General features: G+C 39.4%; 15 protein-coding genes and 1 tRNA gene. 10 read left to right on the forward strand and 6 right to left on the reverse strand.

What is annotated here, in order from left to right; all coding sequences use genetic code 11:
- The first annotated feature begins 39 nt into the window (after positions 1-39).
- From WJR50_RS16410 to WJR50_RS16435, 6 genes are all read left to right on the forward strand, one after another.
- Positions 40-1,602: a YifB family Mg chelatase-like AAA ATPase gene (locus tag WJR50_RS16410; protein WP_341294395.1), complete on the forward strand. Its 1,563-nt coding sequence runs from the start codon at positions 40-42 to the stop codon at positions 1,600-1,602.
- A gap of 132 nt (positions 1,603-1,734) precedes the next feature.
- Complete coding sequence (locus tag WJR50_RS16415) at positions 1,735-2,784, forward strand: oxidoreductase (RefSeq protein WP_341294396.1); 1,050 nt, start codon at positions 1,735-1,737, stop codon at positions 2,782-2,784.
- 53 nt (positions 2,785-2,837) lie between these two features.
- Positions 2,838-3,377, forward strand: a complete 540-nt coding sequence (locus WJR50_RS16420; RefSeq protein WP_341294397.1) for a PepSY domain-containing protein — start codon at positions 2,838-2,840, stop codon at positions 3,375-3,377.
- A gap of 51 nt (positions 3,378-3,428) precedes the next feature.
- Positions 3,429-3,983 (forward strand): SPOR domain-containing protein, encoded by a 555-nt coding sequence (locus WJR50_RS16425; protein ID WP_341294398.1) that lies wholly within the window; start codon positions 3,429-3,431, stop codon positions 3,981-3,983.
- A 26-nt stretch (positions 3,984-4,009) separates the two neighbouring features.
- A complete protein-coding gene (locus tag WJR50_RS16430; protein ID WP_341294399.1) occupies positions 4,010-5,206 on the forward strand; it encodes a M20 metallopeptidase family protein in 1,197 nt (398 codons plus the stop codon).
- Between the two features lie 839 nt (positions 5,207-6,045).
- Positions 6,046-6,210 carry a hypothetical protein gene (locus tag WJR50_RS16435; protein ID WP_341294400.1) on the forward strand — a complete coding sequence of 55 codons (165 nt, stop codon included), beginning with the start codon at positions 6,046-6,048 and terminating at the stop codon, positions 6,208-6,210.
- A gap of 37 nt (positions 6,211-6,247) precedes the next feature.
- On the opposite strand, the gene WJR50_RS16440 is transcribed toward WJR50_RS16435, so the two are convergent.
- Positions 6,248-7,402 (reverse strand): hypothetical protein, encoded by a 1,155-nt coding sequence (locus WJR50_RS16440; protein WP_341294401.1) that lies wholly within the window; start codon positions 7,400-7,402, stop codon positions 6,248-6,250.
- A 284-nt stretch (positions 7,403-7,686) separates the two neighbouring features.
- Here WJR50_RS16440 and WJR50_RS16445 point away from each other — a divergent pair, with 284 nt between their 5' ends.
- Positions 7,687-8,925, forward strand: coding sequence for a M16 family metallopeptidase (locus tag WJR50_RS16445; protein ID WP_341294402.1), 1,239 nt, complete (start codon positions 7,687-7,689; stop codon positions 8,923-8,925).
- Positions 8,926-8,931: 6 nt separating this feature from the next.
- Here the strand turns inward: WJR50_RS16445 and WJR50_RS16450 are convergent, their stop codons facing one another.
- Both WJR50_RS16450 and WJR50_RS16455 read right to left on the reverse strand, forming a co-directional pair.
- Complete coding sequence (locus tag WJR50_RS16450) at positions 8,932-9,687, reverse strand: class I SAM-dependent methyltransferase (protein WP_341294403.1); 756 nt, start codon at positions 9,685-9,687, stop codon at positions 8,932-8,934.
- On the reverse strand, positions 9,684-10,016 hold the full coding sequence (locus WJR50_RS16455) for an MGMT family protein (RefSeq protein ID WP_341294404.1): 333 nt from the start codon (positions 10,014-10,016) through the stop codon (positions 9,684-9,686). The genes WJR50_RS16450 and WJR50_RS16455 overlap by 4 nt, the downstream gene beginning before the upstream one ends.
- Before the next feature lie 106 nt (positions 10,017-10,122).
- Here WJR50_RS16455 and WJR50_RS16460 point away from each other — a divergent pair, with 106 nt between their 5' ends.
- The 3 genes from WJR50_RS16460 (at position 10,123) to WJR50_RS16470 (ending at position 14,888) form a co-directional block, all read left to right on the forward strand.
- Positions 10,123-10,707 carry a C40 family peptidase gene (locus tag WJR50_RS16460; RefSeq protein WP_341294405.1) on the forward strand — a complete coding sequence of 195 codons (585 nt, stop codon included), beginning with the start codon at positions 10,123-10,125 and terminating at the stop codon, positions 10,705-10,707.
- Between the two features lie 56 nt (positions 10,708-10,763).
- Positions 10,764-10,837: transfer RNA gene (locus tag WJR50_RS16465), tRNA-Ala, on the forward strand.
- Positions 10,838-11,387: 550 nt separating this feature from the next.
- Positions 11,388-14,888 (forward strand): PAS domain S-box protein, encoded by a 3,501-nt coding sequence (locus WJR50_RS16470; protein ID WP_341294406.1) that lies wholly within the window; start codon positions 11,388-11,390, stop codon positions 14,886-14,888.
- Between the two features lie 129 nt (positions 14,889-15,017).
- On the opposite strand, the gene WJR50_RS16475 is transcribed toward WJR50_RS16470, so the two are convergent.
- From WJR50_RS16475 to WJR50_RS16485, 3 genes are all read right to left on the reverse strand, one after another.
- Positions 15,018-16,451 (reverse strand): TolC family protein, encoded by a 1,434-nt coding sequence (locus WJR50_RS16475; RefSeq protein WP_341294407.1) that lies wholly within the window; start codon positions 16,449-16,451, stop codon positions 15,018-15,020.
- A gap of 76 nt (positions 16,452-16,527) precedes the next feature.
- Positions 16,528-17,940, reverse strand: coding sequence for an HlyD family secretion protein (locus WJR50_RS16480; RefSeq protein WP_341294408.1), 1,413 nt, complete (start codon positions 17,938-17,940; stop codon positions 16,528-16,530).
- Complete coding sequence (locus WJR50_RS16485; protein WP_341294409.1) at positions 17,930-20,077, reverse strand: peptidase domain-containing ABC transporter; 2,148 nt, start codon at positions 20,075-20,077, stop codon at positions 17,930-17,932. The genes WJR50_RS16480 and WJR50_RS16485 overlap by 11 nt, the downstream gene beginning before the upstream one ends.
- Positions 20,078-20,439: the final 362 nt, after the last annotated feature.

The following is a 20,439-nucleotide window of genomic DNA, read 5'->3' on the forward strand; positions in this document are numbered from 1 at the left end:
CAGTCCCATTTATTTCAGAGAAAAATCAGAGCAGATCTCATGTTAGCAAAAACTTATGGTAGTGCAGTATATGGTGTGGATGCTTATATGATCACCATAGAAGTTAGCGTAGGACAAGGAACCAAGTTTTTTATGGTGGGACTGCCCGACAGCGCTGTGAAAGAGAGTGAGCAGCGAGTAGAAGCAGCCATCAAGCATGCGGGATACAGTATGCCCCGCATCAAAACAGTGGTCAACCTTGCACCTGCCGATATACGCAAAGAAGGCTCTGCGTATGATTTACCCATCGCACTTGGCATCCTGGCTGCTTCAGGCCAGATTGAATCTCCCGATTTAGGAAAATACATGATCATGGGTGAACTCTCACTTGATGGCATTCTCAGACCCGTAAGAGGAGCGCTTCCCATGGCCATTGAAGCCAGAAAAAACAACTTCAAGGGCATGATTATGCCTAAAGAAAACGCCAGCGAAGCTGCAATTGTAAATAATCTGGATGTAATTGGTGTAGAGACGATCAGCGAAGCCATTGATTTTCTGGAAGGAAATCAGACTATTGCTCCCCACTGGCACGAAACCCGAGATATCTTCTTTCAGGAGTTGGATAATTTTGACGTAGACTTTGCTGATGTACAGGGACAAGAAAGTATCAAAAGAGCCTTGGAGATTGCTGCTGCTGGTTCGCACAATGTCATTATGGTAGGTCCTCCTGGTTCTGGAAAAACCATGCTGGCCAGAAGGCTTCCTACTATTCTACCTCCCTTAAGCCTGCATGAAGCTCTGGAAACCACCAAAATTCACTCAGTAGCCGGTAAGCTTCCTACCAATACTTCACTTATTGCACAACGTCCTTTTTGTGCCCCCCACCACACCATCAGCGATGCAGCATTAGTGGGTGGAGGAAACATTCCCCAGCCAGGCCAAATTTCACTGGCTCATAACGGAATATTATTTTTGGATGAACTTCCAGAATTTAAAAGATCCGTTTTGGAAGTAATGAGACAACCGCTGGAAGAAAGGGCGGTCACTATAGCACGAGCAAAAGGAACAGTCGCTTTTCCTGCCAATTTTATGCTCATTGCCAGTATGAATCCTAGTCCATCAGGCGAGTTTTATGATCCGGGTAGTAGTCATCCGGATTCACCATCGGCTGTACAACGATACCTGGGTAAAATCAGCGGCCCTTTACTGGACCGCATTGACATTCATGTGGAAGTGAACCCTGTCTCCTTTGATGAAATGACCGCCAACCGTAAGCAGGAAAACAGTGCGAGCATAAGAGAAAGGGTAATTGCTGCCCGTAAAATGCAGCAGGATAGATTTGAAAATATCCGGCAAAATGGTAAGCTTTCCGAACAGGTTTATTCTAACGCCATGATGCCTTCTCAGCTAGTTAAGGAGGTTTGCCAGATCAACCAGGCAGGAAAAACGCTGTTAAAAACAGCTATGGAAAGGCTTAATTTATCTGCCCGCGCTTATGATCGCATTCTCAAAGTTTCCCGTACCATCGCCGATTTGGCGGCATCCGAAAACATAGAGATTGAGCACCTGGCGGAGGCTATTCAATACCGTAGCCTGGACCGAGAAGGCTGGTTTGGACATTAAGTTTTTTTGGTATTTTAGCTCTGAGTGTTATAGTTGAAATTTCTAGCTAACCATAAAATTATTGCACGATGGCACTTAGAATAATTCAATAGAAAAAAGGAGACCCAATTTTTTTAGATATATCATCATCTCATGACTCAACCTAACATAAGAGCAGGCATTATTGCTTATGGAAACATTGCTCAAAAATATCATGCACCTCTTTTAAATGCACTTCCCGGATTTGAATTAGTGAAAGTGCTGGAAAGAAATCGGAATCAGGCCGAAAAAGATTATCCCCATGTACAGACAGTACGCACATTGGAAGAATTGTTAGAAGATGCAACTATAGATTTGGTCGTCATTACTACACCCAATCAATTCCATTTTGCCCAGGCCAAAGCTGCCTTGGAAGCTGGCAAGCATGTAGTCCTGGAAAAGCCTTTTACCGTGAGTACTATGGAAGCTGAAATGCTTCTGCAAATTGCTCAGACGGAAGGGAAACTACTGAGCGTTTTCCATAATCGCCGTTGGGATGGAGATTTCAAAACTGTTCAAAAAATTATTAATTCAGGAGTATTGGGTGAGATTGTGGAATTTGAGTCCCGTTTTGATCGTTTTATCAATTACCAGAGAGAAAATTACTGGCGAGAACAGGATATTCCCGGTGCCGGAGTGCTGTACGATCTTGGTCCCCACCTTATTGATCAGGCACTACAACTTTTTGGAAAACCGCTTCAATTATTTGCTGACATCCGTAAGCAGCGAAAAGACAGCCTGACCGACGATTACTTTGACATTGTGCTTTATTATGATCAGTTCAAAGTCAGATTAAAAGCTGGAAACCTGGTAAAAGAATTACAGCCACGTTTTATCATTCATGGCACGCAAGGCTCATATGTAAAATATGGACTGGATGTACAGAGACTTACCCCAATTACTGCGGAAAGCCTCAGCTCACCTCAATGGGGAAAAGAACCAAGTGAACATTGGGGAACAATAAATACACACTTTAAAGGACTGAATTTTAAAGGGAAAGTAGAAACAATGGCTGGTAGCTATCACAGCTATTATGAGGATATTTATAAAGCTATTATACAGAACCGCCCCGCAGCTGTCAGTGCACAGGATGGATTGGATACTATTGAACTGATAGAGCTTGCTCAACAAAGTCATCAAAAGATGGCAGTCTTATCGTTATAATTTTGCTTATTAGCCCATATTTTGGGTTTTTTGAACATATGAGCTTTTTGGATGTGCACAAGATAGCAGTCAGCTTACGAAAGTATCGCCAGTGGCACCGGTGGATTGGGATTAGTATTACTATTCTCCTTTTGTTCAGCAGTTTTACTGGAATATTACTTGCCTGGAAAAAAGATATATCGCTCTTACAACCTCCCACTCAAAAGAGCAGTATTCAGTCATCAGCCAGTTGGCTTTCTATCAATGAAATTGCTCAACGGGCAGAAAACGCGCTATTAAACCATGTGCAGTTAGCAGAAGTAAGTATTGATAGAATGGATGTACGTCCTGACAAGGGAATTGTGAAGGTAAATTTTGTACAAGGTTACTGGGAAGTGCAGGTTGATGGATATAATGGCGAAATTTTATCTATTGCCCGTCGGCATTCTGACTGGATAGAGCAAATACATGATGGCTCAATTATCAGTGACTTATTCAAGCTTTTATCTATGAATGTGCTAGGTATTGGTTTACTTATTCTTATGGCTTCAGGTATATGGCTGTGGTTCGGACCTAAAAAAATTCGTAAAATGAAAAAAAGACAGCAAGCATGAACAATATGTTATATTTTTGTCTTGATTAAACATATGAACATTGATCCAATTATGAACCGTATATTCACTTTTCTGACCACTTTGATATTTTTAGGAATATGCTTTACTGCTTGTTCTCCCTCCAAAACTATCGGTACTCAGCGGGATGATGTGTATAATGAAAATATTGAAAGTCTACGCGTAAATTATGCTGACTCTCTGGAAAAAGTTATAGAGAATTCTGACCAGGTCAGTACTACCATAACTTCACCGGAAACACCCTCACTGAGTGCTAATATCAATACGCAATATGACATTAATGACTCGCTAAATTATTTTTTGGCTGAGGTTACTGACCGTAATGCCGAAAACAACTCATATCAGGGATATACTGTGCAGGTGTATACTGGAAACAGTAGAGAAAAGGCAAATGATGCAAAAAATATGGTTTATAGTATTTTACCAGAGGCCAGTCCCACTATCACTTTTGACCCTCCAAACTATAAAGTAAAAGTAGGAGAATTTGTGGATCGCCTGGAGGCACAACCTACTTATTCTGCACTCAAAGGCAATTTTCCAGTAGTACTTATTGTTCCTGAAAGATTTCGTATCAACAAAGAAAACTAGTTACTGCTGTTCCCTTTTACCTCACTATGGATATCAAAGAAAAAATAAAATCTTTAGCTCAGGAGTACGCTCCTGAAATTGTAAAAATAAGAAGACATCTCCACGCTCACCCTGAGTTATCTTTTCAGGAATATGAAACTGCAAAATATGTAGCCGAAAGACTTAAATCTTTTGGTATCACCCCAACCGAAGGAGTTGCAGAGACAGGTCTTACCGCACTTATTGAAGGCAAAAACCCTCAAAAAAAAGTAATCGCATTAAGGGCAGATATGGATGCATTGCCCATAGAGGAAACCAATGAGGTACCTTATAAGTCTACAAAGAGTGGCGTAATGCATGCCTGTGGACATGACGTACATACTTCCTCTCTTTTAGGTACAGCTCAAGTGCTAAATCAACTCAAAGAACATTTTGAAGGGAGTGTAAAGCTAATTTTTCAACCTGGAGAAGAGAAGATACCCGGTGGCGCTTCGCTTATGATCAAAGATGGAGCCTTGGAATCCCCTAAACCAGACCATATTTTCGGTCAGCATGTACTTCCGCACTTGCCCGCTGGAAAAGTGGGGTTTCGTGAAGGGATGTATATGGCCAGTGCAGATGAGATATACTTCACTGTAAAAGGCAAAGGTGGCCATGCTGCCATGCCGGAAAAAAATATTGACCCTGTACTTATTACTTCACATATTATTGTTGCTCTTCAGCAGATTGTAAGCCGGCATGCCAGTCCTAAAATGCCCACCGTTTTATCTTTTGGAAGAGTAGAAGCGGACGGGGCTACCAATGTAATTCCTAACGAAGTAAAAGTAGAAGGAACATTTCGCACCATGGATGAAGAGTGGCGGGCCAAAGCACATCATAGAATGCGCGCTATTGCTGAAAGTCTGGCAGAAGGTATGGGTGGAAGTTGCGAGTTTGAAATTAGAAAAGGTTATCCATTTCTAAAGAACAGCCCTGAGCTTACACAAAGAGCACGAAACTATGCAATTGATTTTTTAGGAAATGAGAATGTGGTGGATCTTGATCTGTGGATGGCAGCTGAGGATTTCTCTTACTATACCCAGGTAGCCGATGCATGTTTTTATCGGCTAGGTACAGGCAATGAAGCCAGGGGCATTACTTCTTCAGTACATACCCCCACTTTCGATATTGATGAGGATGCTCTAAAAACTGGCGTGAGTCTTATGAGTTGGATTACCATACAGGAACTCATGCGCCAAGAATAAACTGTAATGAGATTGCCAATAACAAGTAAATAACAAATAGTAGCCAGTAAAATGGCCTCGCTTTCTTTTTTGACTTACCAAAAATGTAATTGTCTAATCCGAATTTGAAACGACTTTCATATGGTGTTTTCATGGTTCTAATCTTTTAAATAAATTTCAAAAAAAGCAGTGATATATTCATATGCATATCATTTGAAAACTTACAAACACTACCTATCTCACAGATATTTTTTTTCTTATAAGCCAGCATGATAATACCAAAACTTGAATTTTAAGGAGAAAAGTAAATCGAATATAAGCAATTTTCATGTAAATTTCCTCAGCCTTCTAGTCCCAATCATCCGATCCAACTTTTTTTTCAAGGGATTTGACAAAAAAATAGGTACTGTAACAAGCATTTTTGTCAAGAAAAAAAGTCCTTGAGCTAATCAGACTAAACACCAGGTGATTTGTTTGTACTTTTTAGATAGAAATAAATTTCTTTGAGGGTAAAAAATTGTATATGAGTAAAATTATATATAATATTACATTAATCATATAAAATAACTAATTGAAGATTTTAAGCTAAATATAGTTATTTGAAAAATAGCAAATTAGTGACAGTCTGCTCCAATGATAGTACTGTCGTGTAACTTAAAAAAAATGAGGAAGCCTAATATTTACGAATTAAACCAGCTTATCAACGAATTAGCTAATATTCGGATTGCATACGACTCACATATTTCGCGAGCTATAAAAGCTATAGAGCTTTTTGAAGAGTTGAAAAACCATTCTACTAATCTAGTTATGCAAGGTTGAAGCTTTCAACTTTTTGCAATAGGTCTCTTAAAAAAAAGTTTATGGAAGAAAAAATCCCGACTGCTGAAGTCAAGCTAATTAATGTTCAAGCCTTCAAAGAAACCCATGGACTTTACATTAACGGGCACTTGTGTCATCTAGGTACAGAAGCAGAATGTACTTTTATGAAGCTCTCAGTTCTTGGTGAAGGGAGAGTAAATGTTTGATATTAATAATTGATTTTATAAAACATTTTTATTTTACTTATTCAATAAGCTGGATAAGCTGGTCTCTAAATTGTGGATTTACTGAGGTTGCGATAATTACAGAAATGATCAATCCAATCGTTGCCAGTCCTAAATCTTTACCTATCATCACAAATGCCTGTTTGATTCTCTTCTTTTTGGATTTGCTTTTTGCTTTTTCTCTTATCCTAAAACCTAGTTCTCTTCCCCCCAGAAGTCCGATAAACACCCAAGTAGTACTCATAGGAATAACACTAACAAATAGCTTATAAACCAAAATAAGAGCATAGACAAAATCAATGATAGTGGCAGAACGAATGTCTCTTACTTCACTTTTTTCATTTACAATATCCTGAATTTTATCTCCTTTCAGGTAAAAAATAAGTCCTAGTCCTAGAAAAACAACTGAGGCAAAACCAATAAATTGAAAAGTATCTAATGTCCTTGGAAGGTAAATCGCGATATTTGCTGCATCTTGCATGATCCATACTGACCATAAAGTTCCGCTGGTAATCCACTGTGCAGCAACCCACCATTGAGCGGGCTTTCCTTTAAAGTACTTAGCAGTCAAACGACTTATAGCTAACCATACGATTAGTCCTAAAGCAAAAGCCATAAAATAGGCATTTATACTTTTGCCAATCACCGAACCCACAGCTCCAGGGCTAACTGCAAAGCTGCTTAGCAGAAGAAAAGTGGTAGAAACCGGCATCCTGAGCCGAGTCAATACTAATAGAAATATAGGCGCAGCAATCTGAAGAAATGCAAACTCATCCGGCTGAGGAAATGCCAATGTTCCATTGTCGTCAGTAGCTTGAAGTCTACCGTAGGTTACGTCACCGTTGTTTACTACCCACCCAATGGTAACAGTAAGTAAAAAAATACCGCCAATATATAGCCATAAAATGTACCATTTACGGTCAGCATTGGAAGCAATGAAAGTACCGATAGTTTGAATACTATCGTTAGACACGGCGGAGTAAGCTGCTAATACAAACCCAAACCACATAGCTACTCCGGTAAAAGGGTAAATTACACCTGCTATTAAAAATAAGAAAGCAGTGATTATGATGAACTTCTTTTCTTCCTTGAAGATATCAAAAAGCTGATAAATGAGCTCTCTGAATTGATTTGAGTTGATCTTCTTATTTTTATTCTTTTTTGTCTTAGGCATTATTTCAGCTATCAGATAGGACGATAATGTATTTAACTTTGCTTTTACTCTTTCTAGCTACAATCTCATAATTTCGGTACGCAGCAATTGGTGTAACACCGTACGTAATATTCAGCACGCAAAGTTAAAAAGACCCGTTAAAGGATTGGTAATCTTAGTATTATATTTATGTTAACTTTATAGACTGCACTTTAGTAGAAATCTTGTAAAATAGTTTCTAAATACCTTCCAATAAGTAAGGAGAGTGTTAATTTTGAGTGAAATATTTAGAACAATATACGTTAATGATTGACTATCAGAATTTTGTACTGGATAATGGGCTGAAAGTTTATGTACATCAAGACATTACCCTACCCACCGCTACAGTTAACTTATTGTATGATGTAGGTTCGCGTGATGAGGATGAAAATAAAACTGGTTTTGCACACTTGTTTGAACATTTGATGTTTGGTGGCTCAATCAATATACCTTCTTTTGACGAACCTCTTCAACTTGTAGGAGGTGAAAATAATGCATTTACCAGTCCTGATATTACCAATTATTATGTGAGTCTCCCATCAGATAACCTGGAAACTGCTTTCTGGCTTGAATCTGATCGTATGCTAAGCCTCTCTTTTGATCCAAAAGTCCTGGAAGTTCAACGTAAAGTTGTGATAGAGGAATATAAGCAGCAATACCTCAACCAACCCTACGGTGATGCTTATATGAAGCTGAAAGCATTGGCTTATAAAGTTCATCCGTATCGCTGGGCTACCATAGGTAAGGATATTCATCATATAGAAAATGCAAGTATGGAAGACGTTAAGCATTTCTTCCATAAGTTTTACATCCCTAACAATGCCATTCTGGTAGTTTCAGGAAACGTTGTTTTTGATGATGTGCGTAGATTGGCTGAAAAATGGTTTGGACCAATTCCTGCAGGAGTAAGGTATAAACGTAATTTACCCCAAGAGCCAGTTCAGAAGGAAGCTCGTGTAAAACATATAGAAGCAGATGTACCTTTAGATGCTATCTATAAAGCATACCACGTACCCGGCCGGCTAAATCAGCATTATTATACTGCTGACCTGTTGAGTGATGTATTAGGGAGGGGAAAATCATCTAGATTACATCAGGAATTAGTAAATAAGCGTCGTCTTTTTAGCAATATCAATGCTTATATAAGTGGCTCAATTGATCCAGGAACTCTTAATATTCATGGTAAATTAAGTAAAGACGTTAGCTTTCAGGAAGCAGAAGAAGGCATTGAGGAAGTAATTAAGACTGTGATAGAAGCCCCACTGGAGCAAGAAGAACTGCAAAAAGTAAAAAATCAGGCAGAAGCTTCTATAGTATTTTCTGAAATGGAACTTCTTAACCGCTCCATGAACCTTGCATATGCTGCTCTACTAGGTAATCCTGACCTTGTCAATCAAGAATCAGAACTTATTCAAAATGTATCAGCAGAGAGTATTCAGCAAATAGCTAAAACTCACCTTGTGCAGGAAAATAGCAATACTGTCTACTACCATGCAAAACATTAAGAGTGGTTATGGTTTACCAAAAAACATGAGATGCTGTTTTGGTAAAACCTGCTTGTTTTCTATCAATTGCAGCCCGACCGCTTCCATTTCTTTTACAGCCTGAGCTTCAGTCATCTTATGTCTGGGTTTAATCATAATACTCGGATCTTCTGCTTTGTATTCGGCCAGCACTACTTTTCCATCAGGAGTAAGAGAGGCCACTATATCTTGCATCATTTCCCGAGGGTGAGAAAATTCATGATAAGCATCTACCATAAGTACCAAATCAACGCTGTTCTTGGGTAATGAGGGGTCTTCAACCGTTCCCAATATGGGCTCAATATTAGATACTTGCAGTTCTTTCATTTTAGAACGAATCATGTTCAACATCTCTGATTGAATGTCTACTGCCAACACTTTTCCCTTGGGAACTAAAGGGCTGATTCTGAAAGAAAAATATCCTGTACCTGCTCCGATATCAGCTACTATATTATCTTCCTCAAGTTCAAGTGCCTGAATTAACAAATCAGTTCTTTCTTCCTCTTTTCTATCTTCTCTTTCAAGCCAAGAAGCTCCTCTATGCCCCATCACCTGTGCTATATCCCTGCCCATGTAGTATTTTCCGGTTCCATCATCACTACTAGGTTCATGGTATTCATAAAATTTGTCTGATGAGCCAGTAGTTGGGCTTTTATCTTCTACCTGACCACAAGATATATGTGAAATGAGTAAGAAAAGCAGACACATTATATCTAACTGGAAAACTGATTTGAGCTTTTTCATAATAACTCTACCGTTGGATCCCAAAAAAGTTTTGCAAAGTCTTGCACCTGATCTTTTTCTACTTTTACACCTTCTTTTTCCAGCATCTTTTGCATGGTGTCGGGAGAGCCAAAATGATGTTTACCCGTAAGAAGCCCCTGTCGGTTTACTACTCGGTGGGCAGGTATATCAGGATATATATGAGCGTTATTCATTGCCCATCCCACCATTCGGGCGCTGCCTTTAGCCCCAAGATAATTTGCTATCGCACCATAGCTGGTTACTCTTCCCTGGGGTATAAGTTTCACCACTTCGTATACATTCTCAAAAAAATTAGATTTATCGCTCATCTTAACCATTTAAACTGCTCACATGAAGATCAAAAAATAATTAAAATAAACCTTTCAAGCTAAGCGTTTGGTTGAGGAGATAAAAGATACATTATATATTTGTTAAATGATTGCACCTAAGATCAAAACCTTCGTAACTAACCATAGCTATCTTATTGCTATCTTATGCATCTCTATTTTGACAGCTTGTGCCAGTAACAAGAAAGTTGCTGACAAAAGAAGCAGACCTTCTTATCATAAAAACGAAAGAGCATATCCTATAGAGGAGAATCATAGAAATAGAGTAGCTGCTGAAAGTACTTCCCCAGTGGAAAAAGTAATTGCTACAGCCCGTTCTTATACCGGTGTTCCTTACCGATGGGGTGGGACTACCAGAGCAGGTATGGATTGCTCAGGTCTATTGATGACGTGTTTTCAGGCAGCAGATCTTAATCTTCCCCGGACTACAGCAGAACAGATAAAAGTTGGTAAAGGTATAAGACTTTATGACCTGCAACCTGGTGATCTGGTCTTTTTTGCGGCAAAGAAAAGTAACCCTAACAAAGTTACCCATGTGGGTATGGTAACAGAAGTAAAGGACAAACACGACGTCCGATTTATTCATGCTTCTACCAAGCTTGGTGTAGTAGAAAATAACATTTATACTGATTATTATAGAAGAATCTTTATCAAAGCAAGACGTCCGTTTTGAGTTTTCAGATTTTTACCTAATTTTGCTGACCGTTCTTAAAGGGAACAGATATTTTTGGGGAATTAGCTCAGCTGGCTAGAGCGCTTGCATGGCATGCAAGAGGTCACCGGTTCGACTCCGGTATTCTCCACACTGATTATCAAGGTGTTACAATCAATTTTGTAACACCTTTTATTTTTGGGTAAAACTATTCTTTAGTTTGAACCAAAATATGACTGTGGATAAAAAGCAACCCAAGGCTTAAGTATCATTAATTCCAGCACACCCTGGAAAGAGTTGTTGTAATTGGACAGTCAGAATCATTCCCCACACTATGCTAATTGCGTTTTCCACAAAAATTAACCAGGATACGAGGTGATATCAGGAAGTATTGAATTTGCTCACGTGTGATCTTAAAGACACTTTATAGAGAGTAACATAAAAGGTGAGCCTTTAGACAAATTTGGTTATGTTTAGGTAGTGTTTTACCCACTCTGAACTGTACCCATCAAACTCCTTCCATTTTATACATTTTTCAACTTTATTGAGTAATTTCAATCTTATTGATAGAATAAGTATAACCAGGAAAACTGCAGTATACACTTTAAAATCTATCGTTCATACTTTTCAAGCTAAAGTAAAGCATTGTTTCCTTAAGCTCAGAGGCTTTAATTTTTTAACAAACCCTAATATGAATAAACATGAGTGGCAGTGAAAGTTTATCCTGGGAGAAGTTCAGTAATATCTTCTTTAATCTTTCCGGTTATTATTGGGTAGTCAACTCATCTTTTCATCTTCTTGCTATCAGTGAATCTTATCTCGCCCTTTTGAACAAAAGTAAAAGCAGCATCATATCCCAAAAAGTCTTTACTGCGTATGATGAAGCGTTAAGCAAGCAGCTTTTTGGTAAGCATGACCAACTGCATAAGATATTGTCAGAGGTAATTAAGAGTGGTCAAACATACAATTTCAGTGAGATCAAAGTCATAAACCAATCACAAAAGGCTGAAACAGGATTTAAAATCATTTTCAAACCAGTTTTGAATAATAAGCAAGAGGTTGAATATGTCATTCACCAGTTAGAGGAAGTAGATTATGCTATCCATAGAAAAACCTCTGTCACTAACTTGGAAGATGGATTTAAGGCAGCAGTCAAAAATTCTTTGTTCATTCCTGCCCAGATAGATAGAGAGCTGCGTTACCAATGGATTTATAATCCGCACCCTGATTTTAACTCCTCATCTGTCATTGGTAAGAGAGATGATGAATTAGATCAATCAGAGGGAGCAAAAGAACTGCTTGATTTTAAAAGGCAGGTGCTGGAATCAGAGACAGGAAACAAAAAAGAAATCAAATTTAAGCGCAGTGACGGAGAACGTTATTACGACTTTGTGCTGGAACCCTTGAGAGATTCTGAAGGAAAAGTGATAGGGCTTTCCAGTGTGGCATTTGACATTACTGAGCGGAAATTGGCTGAACTCTCCTCCCAGATCAATGAGCTACAGTACCGGGCTTTTTTTGAAAATACTGGTGTAGGAGCTGCCCAGATCAATCCTCAATTTGAGTTTATCAGAGTTAATGACAGATTCTGCCAGATGACAGCATACAGCAGAGAGGAGCTACTGTCTATGACTCCTTTTGATTTGGACCATCCTGAGGATAAAACTAAAGATGAGAAAAACCTGATAAATTTGTTTGCCAAAGGCAATGATGTCTATAGAGTAGAAAAAAGATACATCAGAAAAGACGGTGCAGTCATATGGGTACATGTAACAGTCTCTTTAATTAAAGATACCGAGGGAAAGCCTATCTGCACCACTGCTATTATCGAAGATATAAGTGGAAGAAAAGAGGCCGAACGTAAGGAGAAAGAAAATGGAGAAAAGTACCATTCACTCTTTACCAGCATTGATGAAGCTTTTACCCTTTGCCAAATCATTGTTGATCAAGAAGGCAAGCCCATTGATTATCAAATCCTGGAAGCAAATCCTGCTTTTGAAAAATTGACAGGAATAAGTTGTGAGGAAGCTTTGAGCAAAACCGCTCGTGAACTGGTGCCTGATATAGAAGACTGGTGGATAGAAACTTACGGTAAAGTAGCCCTGCAGGAAGAGCCGGTTCGCCTGGAAAATAAAGTAGGGCCTATGAATCAGTGGTTCTCTGTTTATGCTTTCCCAAGAGGTGGAGGTAAGTTTGCAGCTATCTTTACCGATATCACTGAGAGGAAGCTTATGGAGGAGTCACTGAGAGATAGTGAAGAAAGAAGAAGGCTGGCAGTAGAAGCAGCAGGTGTAGCGGACTGGTATTACTATCCAGAAGAAGAATCTTTTCAGTTCTCAGAGCATGCCAAACGACTTTTTGCGCTTTCTGATTCTGTTGCATATCCTCTTGATTATATAATTAAAAGGATTCATCCCTTTGACAGAGAAAAGGTTAGCGCATCTTTAAAAGCAGCATTAGATCCCTGTGGTGATGGAGGCTTTGACATAGATTTCCGACTCATGCGCCAGGACAATCAGTACTACTATTTTGAAGCCAGGGGTGCTACTGATTTTGTGAAAACTTCAGGTAAAGTTATACCTCAGGTTTTAAGAGGAGCTATTATAGACATTACAGAACGAAAGCAAATAGAAGTTGAGCTGAAACTGGCGAAAGAAGAAGCTGAAAAAGCCGCAAGAGCAAAAGAAGAATTTCTGGCTCATATGAGTCATGAGATTCGTACTCCTCTTAATGCAGTAGTAGGAATTGCTAATTTGTTGAACCAGCAAGACGCTCTCCCCTCTCAGGAAAAAAACATAGAAGCTTTGAAGTTTGCTTCTGAGAATTTAATGTCTTTAGTAAATGATATTCTGGATTTCAGTAAAATCAAGTCTGGCAAAGTCAAACTCAATAAGCAGCATATCAATTTAAAACAGTTTTTATCAGGACTGGAGCAGACATATTATCAAAGAGCAGAGGAGTATGGAAACACATTGTCTTTTCAGTTAGATGATAATATACCTCAACAGATTTATGCTGATAAGCTAAAACTTTCCCAAGTTTTACATAACCTGATCGGCAATGCCTTAAAGTTTACCAGAGGAGGGAAAGTAGTAGTAGAGGTACATCTGCACAAAAGAAAAGATAGACAGTTGTGGTTGTACTTTTCAATTACAGATACCGGCAGCGGTATTCCTGCGGATCAGCTTAAAAGTATCTTTGACGAATTTAGTCAGGTAAATAAAGGCAACCATGTACAAGAAGGAGGCACTGGATTAGGACTGGCCATTACTAAACTTTTGTTAGAACTGATGGGCAGTGACATTCAAGTAGAGAGCAAAGAAGGGGAAGGTTCAAAATTCTTTTTTGTTTTACCCACAAAGCAGGGTAAAGTTGAACATAACTTCAATGATATAAACAAAGCAGAAGCTACTACTACTCCTGACTTCTCAGAGATTCTTTTAGTAGAAGATGTGGCCATTAATAGAATGGTCATTAAACAGTTTTTGCAGGATTGGTGGGATTTAAAACCTGACGAAGCCAGTAATGGAAAAGAAGCCCTTGAAATGGTTCGGCAAAATAAGTACGACCTTATTCTGATGGATGTCAGAATGCCCGTGATGGATGGTTATGAAGCCACCCAACATATCCGTAACCTCTCCCAACCTGCTAAGCAGGCAATTCCCATCATCGCCATTACTGCCGATACTGTGGAGCAATTTCAGAAGCATACACATGCTGGTCTATTTACAGATGTAGTAACAAAACCTTTTGATCCTGATCAGCTCAGAGAAGCCATATCTGCCTCTATTGCAAATAGAAAAGTAACAAGAAAGTCTTCTGGAAAGGAAGCTATTGATAGCAATGAACAGACGTATCAATATCCTAATTTTTCAAAAGCAGAAGAACCCTTTGAAGACTCAAAAAACCAAAAGAAGAAGTTCTATAAAATGGCGTTGAATTCATTAAATACCTTCAAAAAAGAGTTTTTTACAGCCTTTGAGCGAAGTGAGATAGAAAAACTGAAAGACCTCATGCATAAAGAAAGATTACTCTTGAATATGTTTGAGCTGGATGGTTTTTATCATCTTATGTATGATGCAAGACAGCAATTAGAAAAAGAGATACCGCCCAATGAGCTTCAGGCCGAACAAGAAAGAATTAGCCAGTATTTAGAAGAAATTATTAATAGAGTAAAGAAACGTTCAGATGAATTGAGATAGTGAGGGATCACTTCAATGAGTTGCGTAAAATTTAATATAATAATATATTTTAAGTCATTAAATTTACATTTGGGCGATTCTTTTCTCCTTTTGTTTATGTTTTTGGATAAAGCTTATCAATATTATTTCTTATTCCTGTAAACTCATTTCAAGACTTCCTGCTGTCCATTGCAGATAATATTTGTTCTTGGCATACTTCGCCCTTAGTTCTGCGAGCTTAATCTGGCTGTCTACCAGGCTCGTTTCACGTTTGTTGATCAAAAATAGCGTTCCGATACCCTGCTCATATCTTTCCACTTCTGCTTCGCGCAATATCAGATAATTCCTCACTTTTCCTGCCTGAAACGCGATCTGTTCTTCCAGCGACTGCCAATCGTTAAAGGCGGCTTCCACCTCGGCAAGGATTTCCTGATTGGTATATAAAAGGTCGTAATTTGCTTCCTGAATCTTAGCTTCATACAAATTTCTCTGACCTCTTACTTTCCTCAGAAACAGGGGTTGTACTAAGCTAATGCCTATCTTATGGTTGTCGTCTATAAACTGAGGGTCATATACCTCCGGAGCTGCAAAACCAGTTTGAAGGACGTTGATATTTAGTTTTATTTTGGGCAGAAAAAGATCCTGATAGTATCTTCGCTGGATTTCCATCTGCCGGATTTTTAAGTCTATTTTCTCTAGCTCGGGATGATTTTCAGAAGCCAGGGTCTGCAACTGATTCAGGGAATCTCTTTGGATGGACTCTATCTCCCACCCTTCCGTGGAAGGAATGACATTTTCCGGTATTTCCAGCGGTTCCAGGTTTTCTGTCCACAGATAGGTAGAGAGCTGTAGGGAGGCATTATTGAAGGCCAGACTGGCTTTCTCATAGGCTACTGCAAAATCCTGTACCAGAATTTCCGCTTCTACGGTATCTACCGCTGGTGCGGCTCCCTCCGAAGCTTTTTCTCTGGTAGCCGACAGACGAAATTCAGCAAAATTTAAGCCTTCCTGATTGTATCTCAACAGTTCGTATGCCAGCGTCCAATCCCAGTATTGTTTGACCGCTTCCAGTAAAAATTTATTGATGGTTTTTACGCGCTCTGCCTCGGCCAAATCTTCTAACAAACGAGCCTGCCGGAGCGTTGCCCTTCTTTCGTCTATGATCAGCCCCTGACCTAGGGGGATAGAAAGTCCTACCGACGTCAATCCCTGAGGAGTGGTAAGATCTTCAGGGTTGATATTAGGTCCGCCATTATTTTCGTAACCGGCAAGGATATCTATGCCATACCAGAGGGGAATTCTCAAAGTATTTTCCCAAATACTGAAGTAGTTGTTACCTTTAAAACTTTTTCGGTAATACTTACTTTCCAGCACTGGATCAAAAGCGCTTCTGGCGATTCTGATTTCCTGCCTGGCCGATTCAGATAATAGCCCCGTCTGCTTGACAATAGGGTGGTTAGCCACCACCAGTTGCAAGTATTCCCTGAACGCCAGGACATTCACTGTATCCTGGCTAAGCGCAGTTTTGGGAGAGAAAAAGATAGATAAAACTGAAAAAATAAAAATTAGCCTTTTTATCATCATGCGTATAAAAAGCTTATTTGAAAAAATGAATACTTCTGTATAAACAGCCAAAATTGGCTTTTCTGTGTATATGCCATTATTTTGGTTTGATCTTTTTGAGGAATTTCAACTCTTTCTCAAAAGTTTCTTCCTCCGTAAGTACACCAGTATACTCTGGCGGAAAACCGTTCAGATTTCGCCATATTTCGTACCAGATAGGCACATCTCGGAGCATCATCCAGCCTAATGCGCCTGCCCTGACATTTAGTTGCTCAGGCCATTCTTTACCTTCGGATTCAGGAACCACCAGCACCCTAAATTTTCCTTTATCATTAGCTACATTATTAATTACCGCGATGCGGCCTCCAAAGGTACCATAGCCTGTGTCAGGCCAGCCGGAAAATACTACAGCAGGCCAACCCTCAAACTGCAGTCGCACCGGTGTTCCCACTTCTATAAGGGGCACATCAATAGGGTCAATAAAAAGGGAAACAGCCAGATCAGGATTAGTGGGCAGTATGCTTACCACAGCTTCACCTACTTTCACCGTTTCTCCAATCCCGGATACCATGGCATTAACCACATGAGCATCCTGTGGAGCCACTATATTTAAAAAACCTTTTCTTTCCTGTACACTGGCAAACTTATTCCTCAGTTTAAAGATTTCACTTTCTATATCTGCAATATAAGCCAGGGTAGAACTCACTTCCGCTTTAGCCTTAGCTATTTTGTCCATGTATTCTGCCTTTAAAGAATTCAGCTCAATACGTGCATTGGTCAAGTCTCTTCGGGCAATGGATAATTTATTTTCAGCGGAGACAAATTTTTGTAGTGTTTGCTGTAACTTGAGTCGGTAATTTTCCCTTTCCTGTTTGGAAGCCAGACCATCCTCATAAAGATTATCGTAGCGCTGCGCCTGCTCTTTGGCTACTTCATAGGCAGTTTCGGCAGCAGAATAATCGGCAAGCTCTATTTCTACCTTTTCTTCAAATTGCAGGACTTTATTTTCGGCTTTTTCCAGGCTCAGTTGTAACGCATCTTTCAGAGCAGCTATTCTGTTATCCAGGGCATCAGCTTTAGCATGGGTGGCTTCCAGCGCATCGGTTTTGGCCTCTAACTGCTCTTCCAGACGGGCAAGAATCTCCGGATCCAGATATTCATCCTTCACTTCAGATAGTTGTACAATGGTATCTCCCTTTTCCACCATTTCTCCTTCATTGACATACCACTCCTCTACTCTGCCGGCAATGGTAGCATGAATCGTCTGGGGTCTGCTCCCCGGTTTAAAGGTGGTAACATAGCCATATGAGCGTATATTTTGGGTCCAGGGCAGGAACAGTGTAATAATGCCTAGTCCCAGTAATCCGTAGCTCCAGTAAGCCAAAGTCCGAGGTAGACTGGAAGGCTTAAGTATTTTCGCACTGAAATACCCGCTGGAAGGAGACGATTGTTCATCCTCTTGTCCATCACCGTTTTTTGACGTAAATAGTTTCTTGTTTTTAATTTTCATCTACCAGTTCTTTTACTGCATCCTCATTCGTTATTGACTGATAATCACCCTGATATACCAAGTGTCCCTTTTGTAAAAAGAAGTTGTTATCACATTTTTTTAACACGACCGGATCATTGGATAAAATGATCACTGTCCATGACTGCTCATTATTCAGCAGGCGATCAAGCAGTTCGTTTTTCTCTTTTTTCTCATTTCCCAATAGTTTATCGCTAAGTATCAAAAGCCGGGGGTGGCTGACAATGCTTCTGGCCAGCAGGATTTTGTGCGTTATATTTTCAGGCAGACGCAGGCTTCCGGCTATAATTTCAGTATTCAACCCATCGGGTAAGCCTCCGATAAACTCAGAAAGGCCCACAAATTCCAGCACCCAAAGCAGATCATCCTTACTGATTTCCTGCCTTCCGAGCGTGATATTCTCAAGTATGCTGGCATGAAAAACCTCATCATCATAAAGGTTATTTGAAATAGAATTATGAAGACTGGCTTTATTGATATCTTTCAACGACAGTCCATCGTAAAAAATACCTCCTTCATAATCTTCCAGCAGTCCCAGCAGCACATGCAGAAGGGTGGTCTTGCCTGCATTATTGAAACCTGAGACAGATACCTTTTCAGAGGGGGCGATATCCAGATCTATTCCCTTGAGACTGTAGGTATTGCTTCCCGGATATTTATATTTGAGATCTTTTGTACTGATGGAGACACCTTTTTTCTCAGCAGAAGAATCAAAATCAAACCCTGTCAGGTGTTCCATAGGTAGGGTAGTGACCTGCTCCAACTTGACTGAACTTGTGAGCAAATCGTATACTTTATCCAGTTTGCTGATTACTTTTTCTACAGCGCTCATGATCAGTATGATGACAATTTCTGAAGCAACAAACTGACCTATGTTGATTTCGTTGTTTACTACCAGTATCGTTCCCAGTATCAGTAAAGCTGCGGTGATGATCGTTTTGAAGCCTACAAAGCTGAAATACTGTATCATCAGTATCTTAAAATGTTTTTTCCGGGATTTGGTATAATCCGCCACCAGTAGGTCGGTCTTCTCCACTGCCAGATTAGTATTACCTGACATCTTAAAAGTGATCAGCGTGCGGGCTACTTCTTCCAGCCAGAAAGCCAGCTTATACTTATACTTGGATTCTTTCAGACTGGTATTCAATCCATTACCTCCGGAGAAATACACAATGAGTGCCAGTACAAAGACCAGGATAAGGCCAAAAAAGATAAAATAAGGGTGGTAAAACGAAAGCAGCACCAGCCCGAAAAATATCTGAATAACAGCAGATGTCATGTCAATCAGTATATTGGATATACCCTTCTGTACTGTAAGAATGTCAAAGAAACGGTTGATCAGTTCCGGAGGATAAAACTTGAGAATATGCTCAATCTTTATCTTCGGAATTCTGTCAGCAATGTTGAATGCGGTTTTAGCAAACAGACGCTGCTGAATGTGCTCAACGATAGAAAGTTGCATCACCTGTATTCCACCGGTAACCAGCAGACCCAGCAGAACAAAAATGATCAATACGATTACTGAAGTAGCAACAATTCCACTGTTGATAAAATTGATGATGCTCTGTATACCCAGGGGCAGGGATAAACTAATAAGTCCACCTAGAATGGCATACAGATAGATATACCAGATAGACTTTTTTTCTGAGGAAATCAGCCGAAGAAAACTCTTCAATGCACTTTTGGAAGGCTCAGTTTTATCGGCTACAATTTCTTTATTTGAGATACAAACCAAGGTAATTATCTGCCCTGCTTCGTTGGTTAGCAAATCGGGTATGGAATGCTCATCCGCATAATACTCAGTGGTATCATCCCGATATATACGAATATCCTTTTTCTCTTTTTTGAGAATTAAAGGGTGTATACCTGTATTGTCTTTGGTAAATACCAGGATAGGAATGGGATTTTCCAGTAGCTCATCCAACTGCTTCCTGCTTAGGTAATGACTAATATAAACCAAACCTAAACCACGCCCCATTGATTTAAGCTTGCCTACAAACTCGGAATGTGTAAGACTTTTTTCACTGTAAAAGTTAGGATCAGTTAAGCTCGACTGCTGATCCAGCTCATAAAGCTCAAGAAAACATTTATTTACAAAAAATAGCTGATGGATATTCATTCATCATTGCTTTAAAAAATAAGGATACATCTGCCTGGAGTTTTTAAAAAAAGTGCCAGAAGTATAGGCACCGTCAACTCCAAAAAAAAATACATTTAGTACGTTGGCTTTCTCATTAAACCTATACTTTATGTTATTGTTAAAAGCTAACAGTTTTTATACGCTGGATGAGTTGCCAAACCATTAAAAAAACTCTACATTTTACTATTCCTAAAAAGCCCCTTTCTCATACATTTTTTGCAGGTAAAGTAGTATAAAAAATGCTTTATTTACCATCAGATAAAATTGTTTAAATGTTGGTCAGTTTGTTGTTAGTCATTTACTAAGCTTTATTTATTACTTTGAATAGGGTCATGTCGCTA

Origin of the sequence: Catalinimonas locisalis (genome assembly GCF_038039535.1) — a bacterium.
Lineage (GTDB): Bacteria > Bacteroidota > Bacteroidia > Cytophagales > Cyclobacteriaceae > Catalinimonas.

Coding starts and splice junctions, on each gene's coding strand:
- WJR50_RS16455 (WP_341294404.1), bottom strand. CDS start 10,016: ATGAGCGATAAATCTAATTTTTTTGAGAATGTATACGAAGTGGTGAAA.
- WJR50_RS16440 (WP_341294401.1), bottom strand. CDS start 7,402: ATGCCTAAGACAAAAAAGAATAAAAATAAGAAGATCAACTCAAATCAA.
- WJR50_RS16445 (WP_341294402.1), top strand. CDS start 7,687: ATGATTGACTATCAGAATTTTGTACTGGATAATGGGCTGAAAGTTTAT.
- WJR50_RS16480 (WP_341294408.1), bottom strand. CDS start 17,940: ATGAAAATTAAAAACAAGAAACTATTTACGTCAAAAAACGGTGATGGA.
- WJR50_RS16470 (WP_341294406.1), top strand. CDS start 11,388: ATGAGTGGCAGTGAAAGTTTATCCTGGGAGAAGTTCAGTAATATCTTC.
- WJR50_RS16435 (WP_341294400.1), top strand. CDS start 6,046: ATGGAAGAAAAAATCCCGACTGCTGAAGTCAAGCTAATTAATGTTCAA.
- WJR50_RS16485 (WP_341294409.1), bottom strand. CDS start 20,077: ATGAATATCCATCAGCTATTTTTTGTAAATAAATGTTTTCTTGAGCTT.
- WJR50_RS16475 (WP_341294407.1), bottom strand. CDS start 16,451: ATGATGATAAAAAGGCTAATTTTTATTTTTTCAGTTTTATCTATCTTT.
- WJR50_RS16460 (WP_341294405.1), top strand. CDS start 10,123: ATGATTGCACCTAAGATCAAAACCTTCGTAACTAACCATAGCTATCTT.
- WJR50_RS16430 (WP_341294399.1), top strand. CDS start 4,010: ATGGATATCAAAGAAAAAATAAAATCTTTAGCTCAGGAGTACGCTCCT.
- WJR50_RS16425 (WP_341294398.1), top strand. CDS start 3,429: ATGAACCGTATATTCACTTTTCTGACCACTTTGATATTTTTAGGAATA.
- WJR50_RS16410 (WP_341294395.1), top strand. CDS start 40: ATGTTAGCAAAAACTTATGGTAGTGCAGTATATGGTGTGGATGCTTAT.
- WJR50_RS16415 (WP_341294396.1), top strand. CDS start 1,735: ATGACTCAACCTAACATAAGAGCAGGCATTATTGCTTATGGAAACATT.
- WJR50_RS16450 (WP_341294403.1), bottom strand. CDS start 9,687: ATGAAAAAGCTCAAATCAGTTTTCCAGTTAGATATAATGTGTCTGCTT.